The organism is Erwinia sp. GW821-FHT03D09, from assembly GCF_059420805.1.
Map to the genome: position 1 here is coordinate 18,189 of NZ_JBWKUK010000004.1, position 18,829 is coordinate 37,017.

Annotated in this window: 14 protein-coding genes and 1 tRNA gene; 10 read left to right on the forward strand and 5 right to left on the reverse strand. The window is 57.0% G+C overall.

The features are described from left to right. Window positions 1–14 precede the first annotated feature (14 nt). A complete protein-coding gene (locus tag AC07U6_RS04640; RefSeq protein ID WP_494762993.1) occupies window positions 15–701 on the reverse strand; it encodes a 3-oxoacid CoA-transferase subunit A in 687 nt (228 codons plus the stop codon). Window positions 702–867: 166 nt separating this feature from the next. Then, the gene (locus AC07U6_RS04645; RefSeq protein WP_494762992.1) at window positions 868–1,800 is read right to left on the reverse strand and encodes a LysR substrate-binding domain-containing protein; all 933 of its coding nucleotides are present in this window, start codon (window positions 1,798–1,800) and stop codon (window positions 868–870) included. 108 nt (window positions 1,801–1,908) lie between these two features. Here AC07U6_RS04645 and AC07U6_RS04650 point away from each other — a divergent pair, with 108 nt between their 5' ends. Then, window positions 1,909–3,021: a muconate/chloromuconate family cycloisomerase gene (locus AC07U6_RS04650; RefSeq protein WP_494762991.1), complete on the forward strand. Its 1,113-nt coding sequence runs from the start codon at window positions 1,909–1,911 to the stop codon at window positions 3,019–3,021. 105 nt (window positions 3,022–3,126) lie between these two features. Continuing rightward, window positions 3,127–4,047 carry a catechol 1,2-dioxygenase gene (catA, locus tag AC07U6_RS04655; RefSeq protein ID WP_494762990.1) on the forward strand — a complete coding sequence of 307 codons (921 nt, stop codon included), beginning with the start codon at window positions 3,127–3,129 and terminating at the stop codon, window positions 4,045–4,047. 210 nt (window positions 4,048–4,257) lie between these two features. Here catA and putA read toward each other — a convergent pair whose 3' ends face one another. Continuing rightward, window positions 4,258–8,205 (reverse strand): trifunctional transcriptional regulator/proline dehydrogenase/L-glutamate gamma-semialdehyde dehydrogenase, encoded by a 3,948-nt coding sequence (putA, locus tag AC07U6_RS04660; protein WP_494762989.1) that lies wholly within the window; start codon window positions 8,203–8,205, stop codon window positions 4,258–4,260. 444 nt (window positions 8,206–8,649) lie between these two features. Here putA and putP point away from each other — a divergent pair, with 444 nt between their 5' ends. The 5 genes from putP (at window position 8,650) to phoH (ending at window position 15,169) form a co-directional block, all read left to right on the forward strand. After that, a complete protein-coding gene (gene putP, locus AC07U6_RS04665) occupies window positions 8,650–10,131 on the forward strand; it encodes a sodium/proline symporter PutP (protein WP_494762988.1) in 1,482 nt (493 codons plus the stop codon). A 394-nt stretch (window positions 10,132–10,525) separates the two neighbouring features. Beyond that, window positions 10,526–11,359 (forward strand): iron uptake transporter permease EfeU, encoded by an 834-nt coding sequence (gene efeU, locus AC07U6_RS04670; RefSeq protein ID WP_494762987.1) that lies wholly within the window; start codon window positions 10,526–10,528, stop codon window positions 11,357–11,359. Between the two features lie 55 nt (window positions 11,360–11,414). Then, complete coding sequence (efeO, locus tag AC07U6_RS04675; RefSeq protein WP_494762986.1) at window positions 11,415–12,542, forward strand: iron uptake system protein EfeO; 1,128 nt, start codon at window positions 11,415–11,417, stop codon at window positions 12,540–12,542. Between the two features lie 6 nt (window positions 12,543–12,548). Then, on the forward strand, window positions 12,549–13,832 hold the full coding sequence (gene efeB / locus AC07U6_RS04680) for an iron uptake transporter deferrochelatase/peroxidase subunit (RefSeq protein WP_494762985.1): 1,284 nt from the start codon (window positions 12,549–12,551) through the stop codon (window positions 13,830–13,832). 548 nt (window positions 13,833–14,380) lie between these two features. After that, a complete protein-coding gene (gene phoH, locus AC07U6_RS04685; RefSeq protein ID WP_123329080.1) occupies window positions 14,381–15,169 on the forward strand; it encodes a phosphate starvation-inducible protein PhoH in 789 nt (262 codons plus the stop codon). A gap of 47 nt (window positions 15,170–15,216) precedes the next feature. Here phoH and AC07U6_RS04690 read toward each other — a convergent pair whose 3' ends face one another. Continuing rightward, a complete protein-coding gene (locus tag AC07U6_RS04690) occupies window positions 15,217–15,957 on the reverse strand; it encodes a nitroreductase family protein (protein ID WP_494762984.1) in 741 nt (246 codons plus the stop codon). Between the two features lie 263 nt (window positions 15,958–16,220). On the opposite strand from AC07U6_RS04690, the gene AC07U6_RS04695 reads away from it, so the two are divergent. The 3 genes from AC07U6_RS04695 to AC07U6_RS04705 all read left to right on the forward strand — a co-directional run bounded on the left by AC07U6_RS04695 (window position 16,221) and on the right by AC07U6_RS04705 (window position 18,591). Next, window positions 16,221–17,060 (forward strand): ABC transporter substrate-binding protein, encoded by an 840-nt coding sequence (locus AC07U6_RS04695; RefSeq protein ID WP_494762983.1) that lies wholly within the window; start codon window positions 16,221–16,223, stop codon window positions 17,058–17,060. 78 nt (window positions 17,061–17,138) lie between these two features. Next, window positions 17,139–17,852, forward strand: a complete 714-nt coding sequence (locus AC07U6_RS04700; protein WP_494762982.1) for an amino acid ABC transporter permease — start codon at window positions 17,139–17,141, stop codon at window positions 17,850–17,852. Between the two features lies 1 nt (window position 17,853). Then, complete coding sequence (locus AC07U6_RS04705; protein WP_494762981.1) at window positions 17,854–18,591, forward strand: amino acid ABC transporter permease; 738 nt, start codon at window positions 17,854–17,856, stop codon at window positions 18,589–18,591. Window positions 18,592–18,704: 113 nt separating this feature from the next. Here the strand turns inward: AC07U6_RS04705 and AC07U6_RS04710 are convergent. After that, a tRNA-Ser gene (locus AC07U6_RS04710) sits at window positions 18,705–18,792 on the reverse strand. Window positions 18,793–18,829 lie beyond the last annotated feature (37 nt).

Genomic DNA, 18,829 nt, shown 5'->3' on the forward strand with positions numbered 1-18,829 from the left:
TATTCGCGTACTCCTCAGGTCAGAAGCGGGGTTGTGCGGTGATCGGTCACAACCACGCGCTGTACAAAAATTCCGGGGGTCACCACCGCTTCCGGGTCAAGTTCACTTGGTGACGCCAGAAAGTGGACTTCGGCAACGGTACAGGCGGCGGCCATCGCCATAATCGGCCCAAAGTTACGTGCGGCCTTGCGGTATACCAGATTGCCCCAGCGGTCTCCGCGCTCTGCTTCGATCAGCGCAAAGTCCGCTCTGAGCGGCATTTCCAGCACGTACTGGCGACCATTAATTTCCCGCGTCTCTTTACCCGCCGCCAGTTCTGTTCCGAAACCGGTCGGCGTATAGATACCGCCGTATCCGCAGCCGGCTGCCTGAATCCGTGCCACAAGGGTTCCCTGCGGCACCAGCTCCAGCTCAATCTTGCCGCGACGGTAAAGATCGTCAAAAATCCATGAATCGGTCTGCCGTGGAAATGAGCAAATGATTTTACCGACACAACCGGCCTTAAGCAGCGCGGCCAGGCCACTGTCGCCGTTGCCCGCATTGTTACTGATCAGCGTCAGATTACGGGGCTGATGGCGTACCAGCGCCTCCAGCAACGCATACGGCTGACCGGCTGGACCAAATCCGCCGATCATAATCGTGGCACCGTCCTGCACATCGGCGACGGCAGCGTCAGTGGCATGCAGATTCTTGTTGATCATTACTCCTCCGGTGAGTGTGTGAACGAAACGTTCCTGACATCCGGTGTATTACCTGATGACAGAAACACTCTAAACGCTCACTTTTTGCGTGATGTTGGTTTCAATGCTATGTTTTTTAACCCTCTGAAAAATGGTTATAAATGATAAATGTCATCGATATATCAGGCTATTTTTCCTCCTCCCAGTGCGCCGGCAGCGGCTCCAGATAAGGGATCGCTTCTTCTTCACATAGCTGATAAATCATGTGTAGCAGGGCGCGGATATCCGCCGAACGGTCAAACTGGCGGACGCTGATAATAATCGGTGACACCATTTGCGGCTCACTCAGCGTTTTAAACACCACCTCGTTACGGCGCAGGCTGCTCATGCATTCCGGTACCAGTGCAATACCTTCTCCGGCGGCAACCAGCCCCAGCGCTACCTGAAGTTCGCGTACGGTTATCACGCTGTACGGCTCCAGTAACGCCTCCTGAAACAATGCCAGCACCTGATCGGCAAAGTTTGGATGGGGCGACTGCGGATAGAGCAGCAGTGGCTCGGGCTGAAGCTCCTTTAGCGTCAGGAAAGGCCGGTCAGAGAGCGGATGGTCGGCAACCAGAGCCGCCATCAGCGGCTCATTGCGCAGCGTTATTCGGCGAATTCCCGGGCTTTCATAGCGGATGCGGCCAAACCCGAGATCGATTTTTCCTTCCTTCAGGGCCTGTAGCTGCTCCAGGCTGGTCATCTCACATAGCTGCAGCGCGATTTCAGGATGGCTGGCGCGAAAGCGGCGGATCATGCGCGGCAGGATGCCGTACAGCGTGGAAGCGACAAAGCCCACCGTGAGCGAGCGCCGGGCCTCGGCAATGCGTCGGGTCATGTTTTCCAGTTCAATGCCGTGAGCAAGAAACTGTACGGCCCTGTCATAGAAAAACTGCCCGGCGCGCGTCAGCTCCAGCGGGCGCGAACCGCGAACCAGTAGTTCTACACCCAGGCTCTCCTCCAGCTGACGGATCTGACGGCTTAGCGGTGGCTGGCTGATGTGCAGGCGCTCCGCCGCCCGGTTGAAATTTCGTTCTTCGGCGACGGCCACAAAATAGCGCAGGTGACGGAGTTCCATCGGGATACCTTTTGAGTATGAAACCCATGCCGCAACGGTCTTTGACCGTAATAACACGGCGCGTATGGTCTATTTATCGCAAATCCACAAAATTGATTGGGTGAAAATATGCTGATTAGCCGCGTTGAAACACTGCTGATCGATGTTCCGGCTATACGTCCACATCGGCTGTCGGTGGCAACGGTCAACGTTCAAACCCTGGTTCTGGTGCATTTGGTATGTGACGACGGCGTTGAGGGCTGGGGGGAGGCCACCACCATTGGCGGGTTGAGCTACGGCGAGGAAAGCCCGGAAAGTATCAAGGTCAATATTGACCGCTGGATGGCCCCGCTGCTGGTCGGCCACGATGCCAGCCAGGTGGCGCGTCTGATGACCCGCCTGAATCGCGCCGTGCGCGGCAACCATTTTGCAAAATGCGCGCTGGAAACGGCGCTGATGGATGCGCAGGCCCGACGGCTGAGCATTCCGCTCAGCGAACTGCTGGGCGGCAGGCTGCACGATGAACTGTCGGTCGCCTGGACGCTGGCCAGCGGTGATACCGCGAAGGATATTGCCGAGGCGCAGAACATGCTGGCGCTGCGCCGTCACCGGATATTCAAGTTAAAAATTGGCAGCCGCAGGCCGGAGGAGGATATCGCCCACGTGCTGGCGATTCAACGCGAACTTGGCGACGGCGTAAGTATCAGGGTCGATGTGAATCAGGCGTGGAGTGAGTACGAGGCGGAACGCAGCATCGCGCTTCTTGAAGCGGGCGGCATTGATGCCGTAGAGCAGCCGATTGACGCCGCTAACCGTGCCGGACTGGCGCGTCTGGCGCAGCGATTTACGATTGCCATCATGGCGGATGAAGCGCTGAAGAGTCCGCTGGACGCACTTGATTTGGCCAGACGTGCCGCCGCCGATGTCTTTTCGATCAAAATCAGCCCGCCCGGAGGGCTGACCGCCGCGCGAAGGATGGCGGATATCGCCGTTCTCTCAGGTATTGCGCTGTATGGCGGCACGATGCTGGAGGGCGGTGTCGGTACCGCCGCCTCGGCACACCTGTTTTCCACCTTTCCCAAACTGAGTTTTGGCAGCGAGCTGTTTGGGCCGCTGCTGCTGACAGAAGATATTCTGCGTGAACCGCTGGTCTACCGTGATTTTATGCTGCAGGTACCGCAAGGTGCCGGGCTGGGTATCGCCGTCGATGAAGAAAAGGTGGCGGCTTTATGCCGCCGTTAAGCACATTGCCAGGGGATTTGGCGCGGTTATCGGACACATTAAACGATCGGGTAAATTGTCGCCGTTTCGCCTGTTTATTACCGATGCCCTACAGGAGTGAATAAAATGAACCACAATGAAATAGATGCACTGGTTGATAGTTTTATCGTCAATAAAGCCAGAGGAAAGGTGGAGCCGCGAGTGCAGAAGGTGGTTGTTCGCCTGCTTCGCGACCTGTTTAAAGCGATTGAGGATCTCGATCTCCAGCCCACCGAAGTGTGGAAAGGGCTGGAGTATATTGCCGACTGTGGCAGATCGCATGAAGTGGGCCTTCTGGCCGCAGGCCTTGGACTGGAACGTTTTATAGATATTCGCGTAGATGAAGTCGAAACTAAAGCGGGCCTGCGGGGCGGTACGCCGCGCACTATCGAAGGCCCGCTGTACGTGACGGGTGCGCCGGTTTGCACGGGCAATGTTCGCCTGGATGATGGTTCGGAAGACGATCGCGCCGACGTTCTGTTCATGCAGGGTGTCGTGCGTGGCGAGAAGGGAGAGCCGATCCCCGGTGCCACCGTCGAAGTCTGGCATGCCAATACTCTCGGTAACTATTCGTTTTTCGACAAAACGCAGTCGGCATTTAATCTGCGCCGCACCATCGTCGCCGATTGCGAAGGGTGTTACAGCTTTCGTACTACAATGCCCGCCGGTTACGGCTGCCCGCCGGAAGGCCCCACTCAGCAGCTGTTGAATAAGCTCGGTCGTCACGGTCGGCGGCCAGCACATATACATTTCTTTATCAGCGCCAGTGGCTATCGCAAACTTACCACGCAGATCAATATCGCCGGCGATGAATATCTGTGGGACGATTTCGCTTTTGCCAGCCGGGAAGGGCTGGTACCGAAGGTGAATCGAATTACCGCGCCGGAGCAGATTGCGGCCCGCCATTTGAGTAAACCTTTCTCCTCGATCGATTTTGATTTCACACTCTATCAGCAGCGGGAAGCCGTAGCGGATTCGGAAGTGGATCGCCTGCGTGCCATTGGGTAAAACCAACGTTGAGCGCATCTGAGTCACTCTGTGGGAACTTAGCTGCATAATGAGATGATTGCTTGCAGAGTTCCGTGAGGCGGTTTGCAGCTAGTGGAGGCCTGTTAAGTCAGCGCTAAAGCCGGAAGTGATGTCTGCTGCGGGAGTCTGAGAGAGCAAACCGGCACGGTCCGTAAAGGCCGTGCCGGTTTTTTTATCAATCGGCAGTGATTAACCGATAGTCATCAGGCTGGCGTTACCACCGGCGGCGGCCGTATTTACACTCAGCGAGCGCTCGTGCAGCAGCCGTTCCAGCAGCAGATTGGTTTCTCCGCGGGCAAAGCCCTGAACCGACACAATCGCACCGTCTCGCGCGGCGATGGCCTCGCAGAGCGTACGAAGCTGATCGGCATCGCCGTGGTAGATCGCCGCATCATACTCCCCCTGTTCCAGCGGTCGGTCAGCCAACGCAATCCGCTGCTGCACTCCCGCAGGAAGCTGCTGCCACAGCGTGCGGTGCAGTTCGTCATCCTGCCACAGCGCCTGGCTGCCCACGGCGGTGACCGCCGCCAGCTGAACCAGCGTATCCTGCTCGTTGTCGGCAATACACAGCACCCGTTCGCGCGGCAGCAGGGTAAAGGTGTTGCGCTCGCCGGTGGGGCCCGGCAGCAGGCGAACGGTGCCGCCCTGGCCCAGTTCGGCATAACGTGCGCACAGTGCCGCCAGCTCCTCGCGGTCCGCCGCCCATTCGCTCAGCGCCTGATGCGCGGTCAGCAGCACCGGACGCAGCTGCGCATCCGGTGGGCTGAGGCGATCCTGGCGGTCGAGCGTGGTTTGCAGCGCGTTATCCGGGCGATACGACAGCAGGCGATACAGATAGAGCGGTCCACCGGCTTTCGGTCCGGTGCCCGACAGGCCTTCGCCGCCGAATGGCTGCACGCCGACCACCGCGCCGACCATATTCCGATTAACGTAGAGGTTGCCGACGTGCGCCTTCTGCGTGACCTGACCGATGGTTTCATCGATGCGGGTGTGCACGCCCAGCGTCAGGCCGTAGCCGGAAGCATTAATCTGCTCAATCACCTGCGGAAGCGTATTGCGGGCAAAGCGCACCACGTGCAGCACCGGGCCGAAGATTTCACGCGTCAGATCGGCCACGCTATCCAGTTCGATCAGCGTCGGCTGGACGAAGGTGCCGCTCTGCCATTCCCGGCTGTCCTGCGCCTGCTGCTGCGCGGCCTGGAACACGGTAAAGCCTTTGCTGCGCATCGACTGAATATGCTGGTCGATATTGGCTTTCGCTTCGGCATCGATCACCGGGCCGATATCGGTAGAGAAGCGCTCCGGGTTGCCCATGCGGCATTCGGCCATCGCGCCGCGCAGCATGGTCAGGGTGTGATCGGCCACGTCCTCCTGTACGCAAAGCAGACGCAGCGCCGAACAGCGCTGCCCGGCGCTGTCAAATGCCGAGGCAACGATATCCGTCACCACCTGCTCGGTTAGCGCAGAGGAATCGACGATCATCGCATTCATCCCACCGGTTTCGGCAATCAGCGGCGTCGGGCGACCCTGCGGATCGAGGCGACCCGCCAGCCCGCGCTGCAGGAGTGTGGCAACCGCCGTAGAACCGGTAAACATCACGCCGCGCACCCTTGCATCCTGAGTCAGCTGTGCGCCGACGGTTTCACCGGTGCCCGGCAGCAGCTGGAGTGCACCCTGCGGAACGCCTGCCTCGTGCAGAATCGCCACCGCGCGTGCGGCAATCAGCGGCGTCTGCTCGGCCGGTTTGGCCAGCACGCTGTTGCCTGCGGCCAGCGCGGCGGCAATTTGCCCGCTGAAGATCGCCAGCGGGAAGTTCCACGGGCTGATGCAGACCACCGGGCCAAGCGGACGGTGGGTTTCATTATCGAAATCGTCACGCACCTGTCCGGCATAGTAGTGCAGGAAATCGACCGCTTCTCGCACTTCGGCGATGGCGTTGCTGAAGGTTTTTCCGGCTTCACGTACCAGGATACCGATCAGCGTCTGCATCTGGCCTTCCATCAGGATGGCAGCGCGTTCGAGGATCGCCGCACGTTCCTGCGGCGGAGTGGCGAACCAGATCGGACCGACGTTGACCGCTGCATCCAGTGCGGCGGAAACTTCCCCCGGCGTAGCGTGGCGCACGTAGCCGACGATATCCAGCGGCTCGGCGGGGTTAACCACCGGCAGTCTGTCGCCGGTTTCCAGCGGTGCGTCGATCAGCGGTGCGGCCTGCCAGCTCTCACTGGCGCTGTTCAGCAGGGCGCTGGACAGCGACGCCAGGCGATGTTCGTTGGCTAGATCCAGCCCGGCGGAGTTCTGCCGCTGTGTGCCGTACAGCTCGCGCGGCAGCGGGATCTTAGGATGCGGCAGGCCAACGGCACCTTCGGCCTGCGCCAGTTTCTCCACCGCCTCAACCGGATCGGCAACCAGTTCATCCAGCGGCAGGCTGGTGTCGGCAATACGGTTAACAAAGGAGGTGTTTGCACCGTTTTCCAGCAGGCGGCGCACCAGATAAGCCAGCAGGGTTTCATGGGTGCCGACCGGGGCATAGATACGGCAGGGGCGGTTCAGCTTGCCGTCCGCCACTTTACCGACCACCTGCTCGTAAAGCGGTTCGCCCATGCCGTGCAGGCACTGGAACTCATACTGGCCGGGATAGTAGTTGTTGCCCGCCAGCTGGTAGATCGCCGCCAGCGTGTGGGCATTATGGGTGGCAAACTGCGGGTAAATCAGATTGGGGACCGCCAGCAGCTTGCGCGCACAGGCGATATAGGCGATGTCGGTGTACACCTTGCGGGTATACACCGGATAGCCTTCCAGTCCGTCAACCTGGGCGCGTTTGATTTCGCTGTCCCAGTAGGCGCCTTTCACCAGGCGGATCATCAGACGGCGGCGGCTACGCTGCGCCAGATCGGCCAGTGCATCGATCACCATCGGGCAGCGTTTCTGATAGGCCTGGATTACGAAGCCGATACCGTTCCAGCCCTCCAGCTCCGGTTCGAAGCACAGCTTTTCCAGCAGATCGAGCGACAGCTCCAGCCGGTCGGCCTCTTCGGCGTCGATATTAATGCCGATGTCGTAAGAACGCGCCAGCAGGGTGAGAGATTTCAATACCGGATACAGTTCGTCCATAACCCGTTCGTACTGGGCGCGGCTGTAGCGGGGGTGCAGGGCGGAAAGCTTAATTGAGATCCCCGGGCCTTCATAAATGCCGCGTCCGTTCGAGGCTTTGCCGATGGCGTGGATCGCCTGCTGGTAGGAGAGCAGATAGGCCTTGGCATCGCGGGCGGTCAGGGCGGCTTCACCCAGCATATCGTAGGAGTAGCGGAAACCTTTCTCTTCCAGCTTGCGGGCGTTGGCCAGCGCTTCGGCGATAGTTTCACCGGTGACGAACTGTTCGCCCATCAGCCGCATAGCCATATCCACGCCTTTGCGGATCAGCGGCTCGCCGCTTTTACCGATAATGCGGTTTAGCGAGCGGGAGAGGTTGGCTTCATTGTGGGTCGATACCAGGCGGCCGGTAAACAGCAGGCCCCATGTGGCGGCATTGACGAACATCGACGGGCTGCGGCCCAGATGTGAATGCCAGTTGCCGTTGCTGATTTTGTCGCGGATCAGCGCATCGCGCGTGGGCTTGTCGGGAATACGCAGCAGCGCTTCGGCCAGGCACATCAGCGCCACGCCTTCCTGAGAGGAGAGGGAGAATTCCTGCAGCAGGTTTTGCACCATTCCGGCGCGTCCGCCTGCACTTTTTTGGTGCCGAAGTTTGTCCGCCAGCTGGTGCGCCAGCTGATAGGTCGATTTTGCCAGGACACCAGGAAGGCGTGCCTGATCCAGCAGCATCGGCACCGCTTCGTTTTCCGGACGGCGCCAGGACGAGGTGATAGCCGCGCGGGCAACCGACTGCGGCAGAACGCTTTCGGCAAAGTCGAGGAACGGCTGGTGCGTCTCTTCCTGCGGACGCTCTTCTTCTTCCCCGTTTACCTGACCGGCGATCAGCTCGGGCAGGGACTGTCCCTGCTCAACCTGCCCGAGATAATTAAAAATGGCCTGCTTAATCAGCCAGTGCGGCGTGCGGTCAATCCGCTGGGCGGCCTGCTTAATGCGGTCGCGCGTGGCGTCATCCAGTTTTACGCCCATGGTGGTTGTGCCCATGCCTGAAAACTCCTGAATCAGAGAGAATAATAGATAGCGAGCAATATCACTGATGTTGCAACTTTGTGCAACCTCGTTAAATGTGACCTTTTCCTCACTCTTTAAAATCGGCCGTTTGTTAACGATAAAAAAGCGGCATGGTTATTGCTGCAAAAATCCAGCCAGGTATGAATGCCGCATATTCCCTGGTTTTTATGAGGCTGTTGTGCGGGTGCAACCCGCTTAAATGTGACTCAGTGCAACCTGTTGACATTTTGCGGTTGCTACCGGGTGAAATGGCTGTGTGAAGTGTGTTAAATCGATTGTGCGCCGTAGCCGTTTACGGCAGGATACCGCCCCCGGCAGGAAGCCACCCTCTTGCGAAGCTGCTGTTATTGCGCCTTTGGGCAATAAATGCCTTGCAGCCTGAACGCTACGGAAACGAATAATAAGTGGAGAACCTGAATGACTGTAAGTACACCGATGATGGTGACCTTTTGTGTTTATATTCTCGGCATGGTGTTGATTGGCTTTATCGCCTACCGCTCAACAAAAAACTTTGACGATTATATTCTGGGCGGACGCAGCCTCGGCAGCTTGGTCACCGCGCTCTCGGCCGGTGCGTCCGATATGAGCGGCTGGCTGCTGATGGGCCTGCCCGGTGCGATTTTCATCTCAGGTATCTCTGAGAGCTGGATCGCCATCGGTCTGACTCTGGGGGCCTGGCTGAACTGGAAGATTGTTGCCGGACGCCTGCGCGTGCAGACCGAGCACCACGACAATGCACTGACCCTGCCTGATTTTTTCTCCAGCCGCTTTGAGGATAGCAGCAAGCTGCTGCGAGTGATCTCCGCGCTGGTGATCCTGATCTTCTTCACCGTTTACTGTGCCTCCGGCGTGGTAGCCGGTGCCCGTCTGTTTGAAAGTACCTTCGGCATGAGCTACGAAACGGCACTGTGGGCCGGTGCCGGTGCGACCATTGTTTATACCTTCGTCGGTGGTTTCCTGGCGGTGAGCTGGACCGATACCGTGCAGGCCAGCCTGATGATTTTCGCTCTGATCCTCACGCCGGTAATTGTAATTGTTGCCGTCGGTGGCCTTAGCGATTCTCTGCAGGTGATTGAAGCGAAGAGTATTGAAAATATCGATATGCTGAAAAACCTGAACTTCGTGGCGGTGATCTCGCTGCTGGGCTGGGGTCTGGGTTACTTCGGCCAGCCGCATATCCTGGCCCGCTTTATGGCGGCGGATTCCCACCGTTCTATCCGTACGGCGCGCCGTATCGGCATGACCTGGATGATCCTGTGCCTGGCCGGTGCAGTGGCGGTAGGCTTCTTCGGTATTGCCTTCTTCCAGAACCATCCGGAGCTGGCCGCCGGGGTTAATGAAAACGGCGAACGTATCTTTATTGAGCTGACGCGTATTCTGTTTAACCCGTGGATTGCCGGGGTGCTGCTGTCGGCGATTCTGGCGGCGGTAATGTCAACGCTGAGCTGCCAGCTGCTGGTCTGCTCCAGCGCGCTGACGGAAGATCTGTACAAAAACTTCCTGCGTAAAAACGCCAGCCAGCGTGAGCTGGTGTGGGTAGGGCGCCTGATGGTGCTGCTGGTGGCGGTGGTGGCTATTGCTCTGGCTGCTAACCCGAATAACCGCGTGCTGGGCCTGGTCAGTTACGCCTGGGCGGGCTTCGGCGCGGCGTTTGGGCCGGTGGTGCTGTTCTCACTGATCTGGCGTCGTATGACCCGTAACGGTGCGCTGGCGGGGATGATCGTTGGTGCGGCTACCGTACTGCTGTGGAAGAGCTACGGCTATGCGGAACTGTACGAAATCATTCCAGGCTTCCTGTTCGGCAGTATTGCCATTGTGGTCTTTAGCCTGATCGGTAAAGCTCCTTCCGCCGCCGCGCAACAGCGTTTTGACGCAGCGGAAGCGGAATATCACAGCTGATAAACGCCTGAGCCGTTCTGCCCCGTAGCGGAATGGCTCTACTTTTCCTGGCAGGGTTCCTCAAAATGGGGAACCTGCTTTCCACAAAATCCTGTACGGTAAATACGGCCCAAAAGTTCGCGCATAGTGGCCTGACCCTGAATGCGCGACCGTTAAGTGATTAAGGCTTGTCAGTAGCCAGATTTCCCCATTCCCTCTCTCAGCAATCACCTTTTCAGGTTGAATGAAAGAAGTTTCCCTCCGTTACATTTCCTTAAATAATTCCCGCTCGGAAACAGCAATATTTCGCCTGAAATGCTTGTAATTCCTTGTCCGATAATGATAATCGATATCGTTTGTATTTTACTTATCTTTACTGCACTTGACCGTATTTAACACTTTTGAGGGTGTTGGCATGTTTGTTCCTTTTCTCATTATGCTGCGCGAAGGGCTGGAAGCGGCGCTGATTGTCAGCCTGATTGCCAGCTATCTGAAGCGCACCCAGCGCAGCCAGTGGTTTGGCGCGATGTGGGTCGGTGTGGTGGTAGCCGCTGCGCTGTGCCTGGCGCTTGGCTGGTTCATCAATGAAACCACCGGTGAATTCCCGCAGAAACAGCAAGAGCTGTTTGAGGGGCTGGTGGCGGTCATCGCCGTAGTGATCCTGACCTGGATGGTGTTCTGGATGCGCAAAGTGTCGCGCAACGTCAAGGCCCAGTTGGAAGATGCGGTGGATAACGCGCTGAAGAAGGGCAACAGCAGCGGTTGGGCATTGGTACTGATGGTGTTTCTTGCCGTTGCCCGAGAAGGGCTGGAGTCGGTGTTCTTCCTGCTGGCCGCTTTCCAACAGGATGTGGGCTACGCGCCGCCGCTGGGCGCGATGCTCGGTCTGGGCACGGCAGTGGTCTTAGGAATACTGATCTACTGGGGGGGCGTGCGGCTCAACCTGGCGAGCTTCTTTAAGTGGACCAGCCTGTTTATTATTTTTGTTGCTGCCGGTCTGGTGGCGGGGGCGATCCGCGCTTTCCACGAAGCGGGACTGTGGAACCATTTCCAGGACGTCGCGTTCGATTTTAGCAATGTGCTCTCCACCCACAGCGTATTCGGTACGCTGATGGAAGGCATGCTTGGCTACCAGGAAGCCCCGAGCGTGAGCGAAGTGGCGGTCTGGCTGATTTATCTGATTCCTGCGCTGCTGCTGTTTATGCTGCCGGCACGCGCAACTACCTCTGCGGCGCGCAGCACGCGCTGAAACTGACCGGGCAGGCAGCCGCCTGCCGGTTCAACTTTTTGACAGGGATTACACGATGACTACACACTTTCGCCGCCACGCACTGAATGCCGCTTTGCTGGCCGTTCTGACCTCTTCAGGGGCGGCGCTGGCTGCTGATATTCCGCAGGTCAAGGTTAGCGTCAACGACAAGCAGTGCGAACCAATGACACTGACGGTGGATGCCGGTAAAACCCAGTTCATCATTAAGAACAACAGCCAGAAAGCGCTGGAGTGGGAGATCCTGAAAGGCGTGATGGTGGTGGAAGAGCGTGAAAACATCGCCCCATCCTTTACCCAGAAGCTGACTGCCAATCTGGAAGCCGGGGAATACGATATTACCTGCGGCCTGCTGAGCAACCCGAAAGGTAAGCTGATTGTGAAGGCCAACGGCAGCAAAGTGAACGACGGCAAGCCGGACGTGCTGCAGCTGGTTGGGCCAATTGCCGACTATAAAGTCTACGTGATGAAAGAAGTCGATCAGCTGGTAGCCGGTACCAAAGCCTTTACCGATGCGGTGAAAGCGGGCGATCTGGAAAAAGCCAAAGCGCTGTATGCACCAACCCGCCAGCACTACGAGCGCATTGAACCGATTGCCGAACTGTTCTCCGATCTGGACGGCAGCATCGATGCCCGTGAAGATGACTTCGAGAAGAAAGCGGAAGATCCGCACTTCACCGGCTTCCACCGTCTGGAAAAAGTCTTATTTGCTGATAACACCACAAAAGATATGGATAAATTTGCCGACCAACTGTACAAAGATGTGCAGGATCTGCAAACTCGTATCAGCGAGCTGGCTTTCCCTCCGGGCAAAGTGGTTGGCGGTGCGGCAGGCCTGATCGAGGAAGTCGCTTCCAGCAAAATCTCCGGTGAAGAAGATCGCTACAGCCGTACTGACCTGTGGGACTTCCAGGCGAACGTTGACGGCGCGCAGAAGATTGTGAACCTGCTGCGCCCGCTGCTGCAGAAAGCCAATCCGGACCTGCTGGCGAAAGTGGACGGTAACTTCAAAAAAGTGGACACCATTCTGGCGAAGTACCGTACCAAAGACGGTTATGAGTCTTACGAAAAATTGACCGATGCTGACCGCAACGCTCTGAAAGGCCCGATTACGGCGCTGGCCGAAGACCTTTCCCTGCTGCGTGGAACGCTGGGGCTGGATTAATCAGATATGGCAAAACCCGTTGATGACGTGGCGTCAAGTTCACGTCGACGTTTGTTGAAAGGTGTGGGCATCCTGGGGGGGGCCCTCGCCGTGACCGGCGGTTGTCCGGTCCATGCAGCCGGGGACGGGAAAGTTTCGTCCCCGGGCACCGTTTCCCCTTCCGCTCGTAGTGAAAGCCAGCCGTTCTTTGGCCTGCGTCAGTCCGGGATCGTCACGCCGCAGCAGGCGGCAATGATGCTGGTCTCGTTTGACGTGCTGGCCGCGGATAAAAACGATCTGGTGCGCCTGTTTAAGCTGCTGACCGACCGCATTGCGTTTCTGACCACCGGCGGTAAAGCGCCGCCGGTGACCAATCCGCAGCTGCCGCCTATGGATTCCGGTATTCTCGGCGATGATATCTATCCCGACAACCTGACCATCACCGCCTCCGTCGGCGCGTCGCTGTTTGATGAGCGTTTCGGCCTGCAGGCGCATAAGCCGCTGAAGCTGCAGCGCATGACGCGTTTCCCCAATGATGCACTCGACGCCAGCCTGTGCCACGGCGATCTGCTGCTGCAAATCTGCGCCAATACCAACGATACGGCGATCCACGCGCTGCGCGATATCATTAAGCACTCGCCGGATCTGCTTAGCGTGCGCTGGCGTCGTGAAGGCTTTATTTCCGATCACGCCGCGCGCAGTAAAGGCAAAGAGACGCCGATTAATCTGCTGGGCTTTAAGGACGGTACGGCCAACCCGGATACCAGCGATGCGTCGCTGATGGATAATATCCTGTGGGTGACCAAAGATCAGGGCGAACCCGCGTGGGCGCTGAACGGTAGCTATCAGGCCGCGAGGATCATCCAGTTTCACGTGGAATTCTGGGACCGTACGCCGCTCGGTGAGCAGCAGACGATCTTTGGCCGCGTGAAGCACAGCGGCGCGCCGCTGGGAATGGAAAACGAGCACGATGTACCGGACTACGTCAACGATCCGGAAGGTAAGGTCACGCCGCTGGATGCGCATATTCGTCTGGCGAATCCACGAACGGCAGAAACGCAAAGTAACCTGATGCTGCGTCGGGGATACAGTTATTCCCTCGGCGTGTCTAAATCAGGTCAGCTGGAAATGGGGTTGCTGTTTGTCTGCTATCAGCACGATTTAGAAAAAGGCTTCCTGACCGTGCAAAAGCGTTTAGACGGCGAAGCGCTGGAGGAGTATATCAAGCCGATCGGTGGAGGATATTTCTTTGTTCTGCCGGGCGTAGTGGATGCTCAGCACTATCTTGCGCAGGGGCTGCTTGAGGCCTGATTAATAATATCGGGTGCCGCGCGCCCGCTATTCTATGTTATGTCGCCTGGCATTTTTTGTTTCAATTGCCCTCTCCCTTTTTGATTAAAAAATGCACCATACAATTTAATTATGACAGTAATGTTAAATAAGTAATTAATTTAACATTCTGTATTTACTAAGTTTAATTTTTGGAAAATAATAACAGTAAAAAATATGTTGCAATTTCGTGCCGATATGCTGGAATGAAATCGTAGTATCTTTTCGCATTAAGTATCCCACTATGGAGATAGCGAATGCCCAAGTCCTTTAACGGACCCGTAAACAGAAAGTCAACCATCGCCGTAATACGCGAGGAGTTCATTTCCTCTACAGCATTCTCTTCTTTAACAATTCATCGTTCCATCAACCCTGTTAATTGCTTTCCGGTGCACTCTGCGCCCCGGCGCGGCTTTGCATCTGTTGCAACGGCCAGACACGGCTTAAAAGGAAGCCAAAACCTCTAAAGCGTTCACGTAATCGCATCGCCAACCTGATGCGGGAAATGAAACCAACTGTAAGGTGCCACTATGGGAAGACAGAAAGCAGTGATCAAAGCTCGTCGTGAAGCAAAACGTGTGCTTCGTAGCGATTCGCGCAGTCACCGTCAGCGTGAAGAAGAATCGGTCACCTCGCTGGTGCAAATGGGTGGACTGGATGCAATTGGCATGGCGCGAGATACCCGCGACCATTCCCCGATTGCCGCCAGAAATGAAGCTCAGGCGCACTATCTCAACGCCATAGAAACCAAACAACTGATCTTTGCTACTGGTGAAGCCGGGTGTGGTAAAACCTGGATTAGTGCCGCGAAAGCGGCGGAGGCTCTGATTCATAAGGATGTGGAAAGGATCATAGTGACCCGACCGGTGCTACAGGCGGATGAAGATCTGGGATTCCTTCCCGGGGATATTTCAGAAAAATTCGCCCCGTATTTCCGCCCGGTCTACGACGTTCTGGTTAAACGTCTCGGCTCTTCCTTTATGCAGTACTGTCTGCGTCCCGAAATTGGTAAAGTAGAGATCGCTCCCTTTGCCTATATGCGTGGCCGTACCTTTGAAAATGCGGTAGTGATCCTCGATGAGGCGCAAAACGTCACCGCCGCGCAGATGAAAATGTTCTTAACGCGCCTTGGGGAAAACGTCACCGTCATCGTTAACGGCGATATCACCCAGTGCGACCTGCCTGCCCATGTTAAGTCCGGCCTCAGCGACGCCATGGCCCGCTTTGAGGAAGATGAGATGATTGGGGTGGTGCGGTTTACCGCAGAAGACTGCGTACGTTCTCAGCTGTGCCAGCGTACGCTGCTTGCCTACGGTTAACGCGTAAATCTGATATAAAGCCCGGCTTGTGCCGGGCTTTTATTTGCCTATTTATCGATGCCAAAACCCTGACGCAGAATGGCCGGCTGTACGGCGGGGAAATAGATATGCTGGTAGTAGCTGGCAGTGTTGTTGCCCCAGTTATCGCCATCGGTGCGGCCGGTCTGCTGCCAGTGCTCTACCATCGTCTGGTTGTAGCTGCGGATCGCTTCAGGCAGCACATCCTGGTGGTAATGCTCTTCATGGCGGAAGCCTGCCATCGGCATACGCGGTTTTTGCGGGGCAGGCTGATCGACATAGCCCAGCACCACGCCTGCTACAGGGAAGGTCAGTTCGGGCAGCTGCAGTAGTTCGATCATCGCCGTTGGGTTGATGCGAATTCCGCCGATTGGCACCACGCCTAAGCCGTGTGAACGGGCGGCGGTCATGACGGCTTCCAGCGCAATACCCACGTCGGTTGCGCCTGAAACAATACTTTCCAGGCTCTGATGGGCGATCTGCTCTTTACCTTCGGCGGCAATCGCCAGCTGGCTTTTATGCATATCCAGTACAAAGGTAAGAAACACCGGAGCCTGAGCAATCCACTTTTGCCCACCGGCCAGCTCGGCAATACGTGCGCGGGTGGCGGCATCGCGGGTGACGATCACCGATACCTGCTGGGAGTTGACCGAAGTCGGAGCGCGCCACGCGCATTCGATAATGTCATCAAGAATGCTGTCATCAATGGGTTTGGTCAGGTAGCTACGGTCGCTGCGGTGGTCTTTCAAGAGTTGTGTTGTGCTATTCATCAATAATAAACCGGGTAAACTAATTTAAAGTGCGAAGATAACTGACGCAGAACAGCACAGTTTGCCACTTTGTGCCGGAGATCACATTTTTCACCTTACACCGCAGATGAAACCCGATTGCTCGCTACCCATGCCTGTCATGATATATCCAGATATTACAAATAGATAAAAAACATAAATATAGTTCTTTATATTATTTCCTGAGCCGAGTGGCCCTTGCTAGCTTATCTGCGTGCAGGAATCCAACCATTCAGGAGCTTTCAATGAAACATCGCGCTTTGGTCTTAACGTTGCTAGCCAGTATTACCGGTCTTGCCGCCGGTGCCGCACAAGCTGACAAACTTGATGATATCAAGCAGGCCGGCGTGGTGCGCATTGCGGTGTTCGACAGCAATCCGCCGTTTGGCTATATCGACCCGCAAAGCAAAAAGCTGGTGGGATACGATGTGGACTTCGCCGATGCTATTGGTAAGGCCCTGGGCGTGAAAGTAGAGCTTCGTGCCACCAACCCGGCCAACCGCATCCCGCTGCTGGTCTCGAAGAAGGTGGACCTGATCGCCGCTAACTTCACCATTACCGACGAGCGCGCGAAAGAAGTGAATTTCAGCGTGCCGTATTTCGCCACCGGTCAGAAATTTATTGCGCGCAAGGGCGTGCTGAAAACCCCGGACGATATCAAAACCCTGCGTATCGGCGCGGATAAAGGCACGGTGCAGGAAATCACCCTGCGTGAACGCTATCCGACCGCCAAAGTGATCTCCTACGATGACACCCCGCTGGCCTTCGTGGCGCTGCGTAACCGTAACGTGCAGGCAATCACCCAGGACGATGCAAAACTGGTCGGCCTGCTGGGTAACCTGCCGGCGGCGCAGAAGGCGGAGTTTGAAATCTCTCCGTTCAGCCTGACGAAAGAATATCAGGGCGTCGGCATTCCTAAGGGTGAGGATCGCCTGACCGACGCGGTGAACGACACGCTGATCACACTGGAAAAAGACGGCGAGGCGGTTAAAATTTACGACCGCTGGTTCGGGCCGCAAACTAACGCTGCACAGCCGCGCGGCGACTTCAAAATCGGGCCGTTGGATCAACAACCTAAAGCCTGACGGACGGTTCGTCGGTAACGGATGAGAGGGGCGCAGCTTGCTGCGCCCCTGATGCATTTTATAAAACAAGGACAGAACATGAACCTGGACTGGCTGCTGGCGCCACAATACCTCAACTGGCTGTGGCACGGTTTCTTACTGACCCTCTGGCTATCCGCCTGCGCAGGGATTGCCGCGACGCTGTTGGGGTTTGTGCTGGCCGCAATGCGTGACAGCAGCCTGGAACCGCTGCGCTGGCTGGCGATGGGCTACAGCTCCCTTTTCCGTAATACCCCGCTGCTGGTGCAGCTGCTCTTCTGGTACTTTGCCGCCGGGCAAATCCTGCCGGGCGCGGCAATGGACTGGCTGAACATGCCCCATCAGGCGGGTCCGTTTGCCTGGCCTTCGTTCGAGTTTCTTGCCGGCTTCTTCGGCCTGACCGTGTATTCCTCCGCCTTTATCGCCGAAGAGATCCGTTCCGGTATTCGCGGCGTGGCGGGCGGCCAAAAAAATGCCGCGCTGGCGATGGGGCTGACCGGCTGGCAGGCGATGCGCTACGTGGTGCTGCCGCAGGCGCTGAAAATTGCGCTGCCGCCGCTGCTGGGCCAGTACATGAATGTGATCAAAAACTCGTCGCTAACCATGGCGATTGGTGTGGCCGAGCTCTCTTATGCTTCCCGCCAGGTGGAGACCGAAACGCTGCGCACTTTCCAGGCATTCGGCGTGGCCACGATACTGTATATCGCTATTATCGCGCTGCTTGAAGGCTGGGGCATGTGGCGGCAGCAGCGTAAACCGCTGGGAGGACATTAAAATGGATTTCAGCATTATTCGCGATAATCTGGGCTATATGCTGTGGGGCACCTGGCCGGACGGGCCGCTGGGCGGGGCAGCGCTGACCCTGGCAATCAGCCTGATGGCCGGTGCCGCATCGGCGGCGCTGGGGATTGTTTTTGGCGTGTTGCTGGCGATGTCGCGGGGCGTGCCTGCCGGGCTGCTCGCGGCGGTGCTGGGTTTCTTCCGCGCGATCCCGGTGATTATGCTGATCTTCTGGACCTACTTCCTGCTGCCGATGGTATTTGGCGTTGAGATCCCGGAAATCACCACGGTGGTGTGCGCGCTGGCGCTGATCGCGTCGGCCTATCTGGCCCATGCGGTTAAGGCCGGTATTGCGGCGATCCCGGCCGGGCAGTGGCAGGCCGGGCTTTCTCTGGGGCTCACCCGCTGGCAGACGCTAGTGACAATCGTGTTGCCGCAGGCGCTGCGGATGATGGTGCCTTCCTTTATCAACCAGTGGATTGCGCTGATCAAAGATACCTCGCTGGCGTACATCGTCGGCGTGGGTGAGCTGACCTTCCTGGCGACACAGGTGAATAACCGCAGCATGGTTTACCCGATGGAGGTGTTCCTGTTTGTGGCGCTGGTTTATTTTGTCTTCTGCCTGTTACTCGATCTTCTGGCTAATGCGGCAAATCGTCGCTTTGGTGCGCAGGGCCGTGTGCAAAAGCGATCGTGGCTCGGGTGGAGAAGACAAAAAAGCGCCTTAACGTGAGGCGCTTTCTTAAATACTTTATAAAACGTCAATCCTGCCGTTTTGCCTCACCCTCACTCACTGGGGAACAGGCAAAAAAGCCTGAACTTTCGCTCAGGCTTTCTCTTCTAATATGGTGGTGAGAGAGGGATTCGAACCCTCGATACGTTGCCGTATACACACTTTCCAGGCGTGCTCCTTCAGCCACTCGGACACCTCACCATATTGTCAAATCATCACCCACTTGGCGGCGACGGGG

Excerpts from the sequence above, each read along its gene's own strand:
- efeB (WP_494762985.1), top strand. The coding sequence starts at position 12,549 with ATGGCAAAACCCGTTGATGACGTGGCGTCAAGTTCACGTCGACGTTTG.
- phoH (WP_123329080.1), top strand. The coding sequence starts at position 14,381 with ATGGGAAGACAGAAAGCAGTGATCAAAGCTCGTCGTGAAGCAAAACGT.
- catA (WP_494762990.1), top strand. The coding sequence starts at position 3,127 with ATGAACCACAATGAAATAGATGCACTGGTTGATAGTTTTATCGTCAAT.
- AC07U6_RS04705 (WP_494762981.1), top strand. The coding sequence starts at position 17,854 with ATGGATTTCAGCATTATTCGCGATAATCTGGGCTATATGCTGTGGGGC.
- AC07U6_RS04645 (WP_494762992.1), bottom strand. The coding sequence starts at position 1,800 with ATGGAACTCCGTCACCTGCGCTATTTTGTGGCCGTCGCCGAAGAACGA.
- efeU (WP_494762987.1), top strand. The coding sequence starts at position 10,526 with ATGTTTGTTCCTTTTCTCATTATGCTGCGCGAAGGGCTGGAAGCGGCG.
- putP (WP_494762988.1), top strand. The coding sequence starts at position 8,650 with ATGACTGTAAGTACACCGATGATGGTGACCTTTTGTGTTTATATTCTC.
- AC07U6_RS04695 (WP_494762983.1), top strand. The coding sequence starts at position 16,221 with ATGAAACATCGCGCTTTGGTCTTAACGTTGCTAGCCAGTATTACCGGT.
- AC07U6_RS04690 (WP_494762984.1), bottom strand. The coding sequence starts at position 15,957 with ATGAATAGCACAACACAACTCTTGAAAGACCACCGCAGCGACCGTAGC.
- efeO (WP_494762986.1), top strand. The coding sequence starts at position 11,415 with ATGACTACACACTTTCGCCGCCACGCACTGAATGCCGCTTTGCTGGCC.
- AC07U6_RS04650 (WP_494762991.1), top strand. The coding sequence starts at position 1,909 with ATGCTGATTAGCCGCGTTGAAACACTGCTGATCGATGTTCCGGCTATA.
- AC07U6_RS04640 (WP_494762993.1), bottom strand. The coding sequence starts at position 701 with ATGATCAACAAGAATCTGCATGCCACTGACGCTGCCGTCGCCGATGTG.
- AC07U6_RS04700 (WP_494762982.1), top strand. The coding sequence starts at position 17,139 with ATGAACCTGGACTGGCTGCTGGCGCCACAATACCTCAACTGGCTGTGG.
- putA (WP_494762989.1), bottom strand. The coding sequence starts at position 8,205 with ATGGGCACAACCACCATGGGCGTAAAACTGGATGACGCCACGCGCGAC.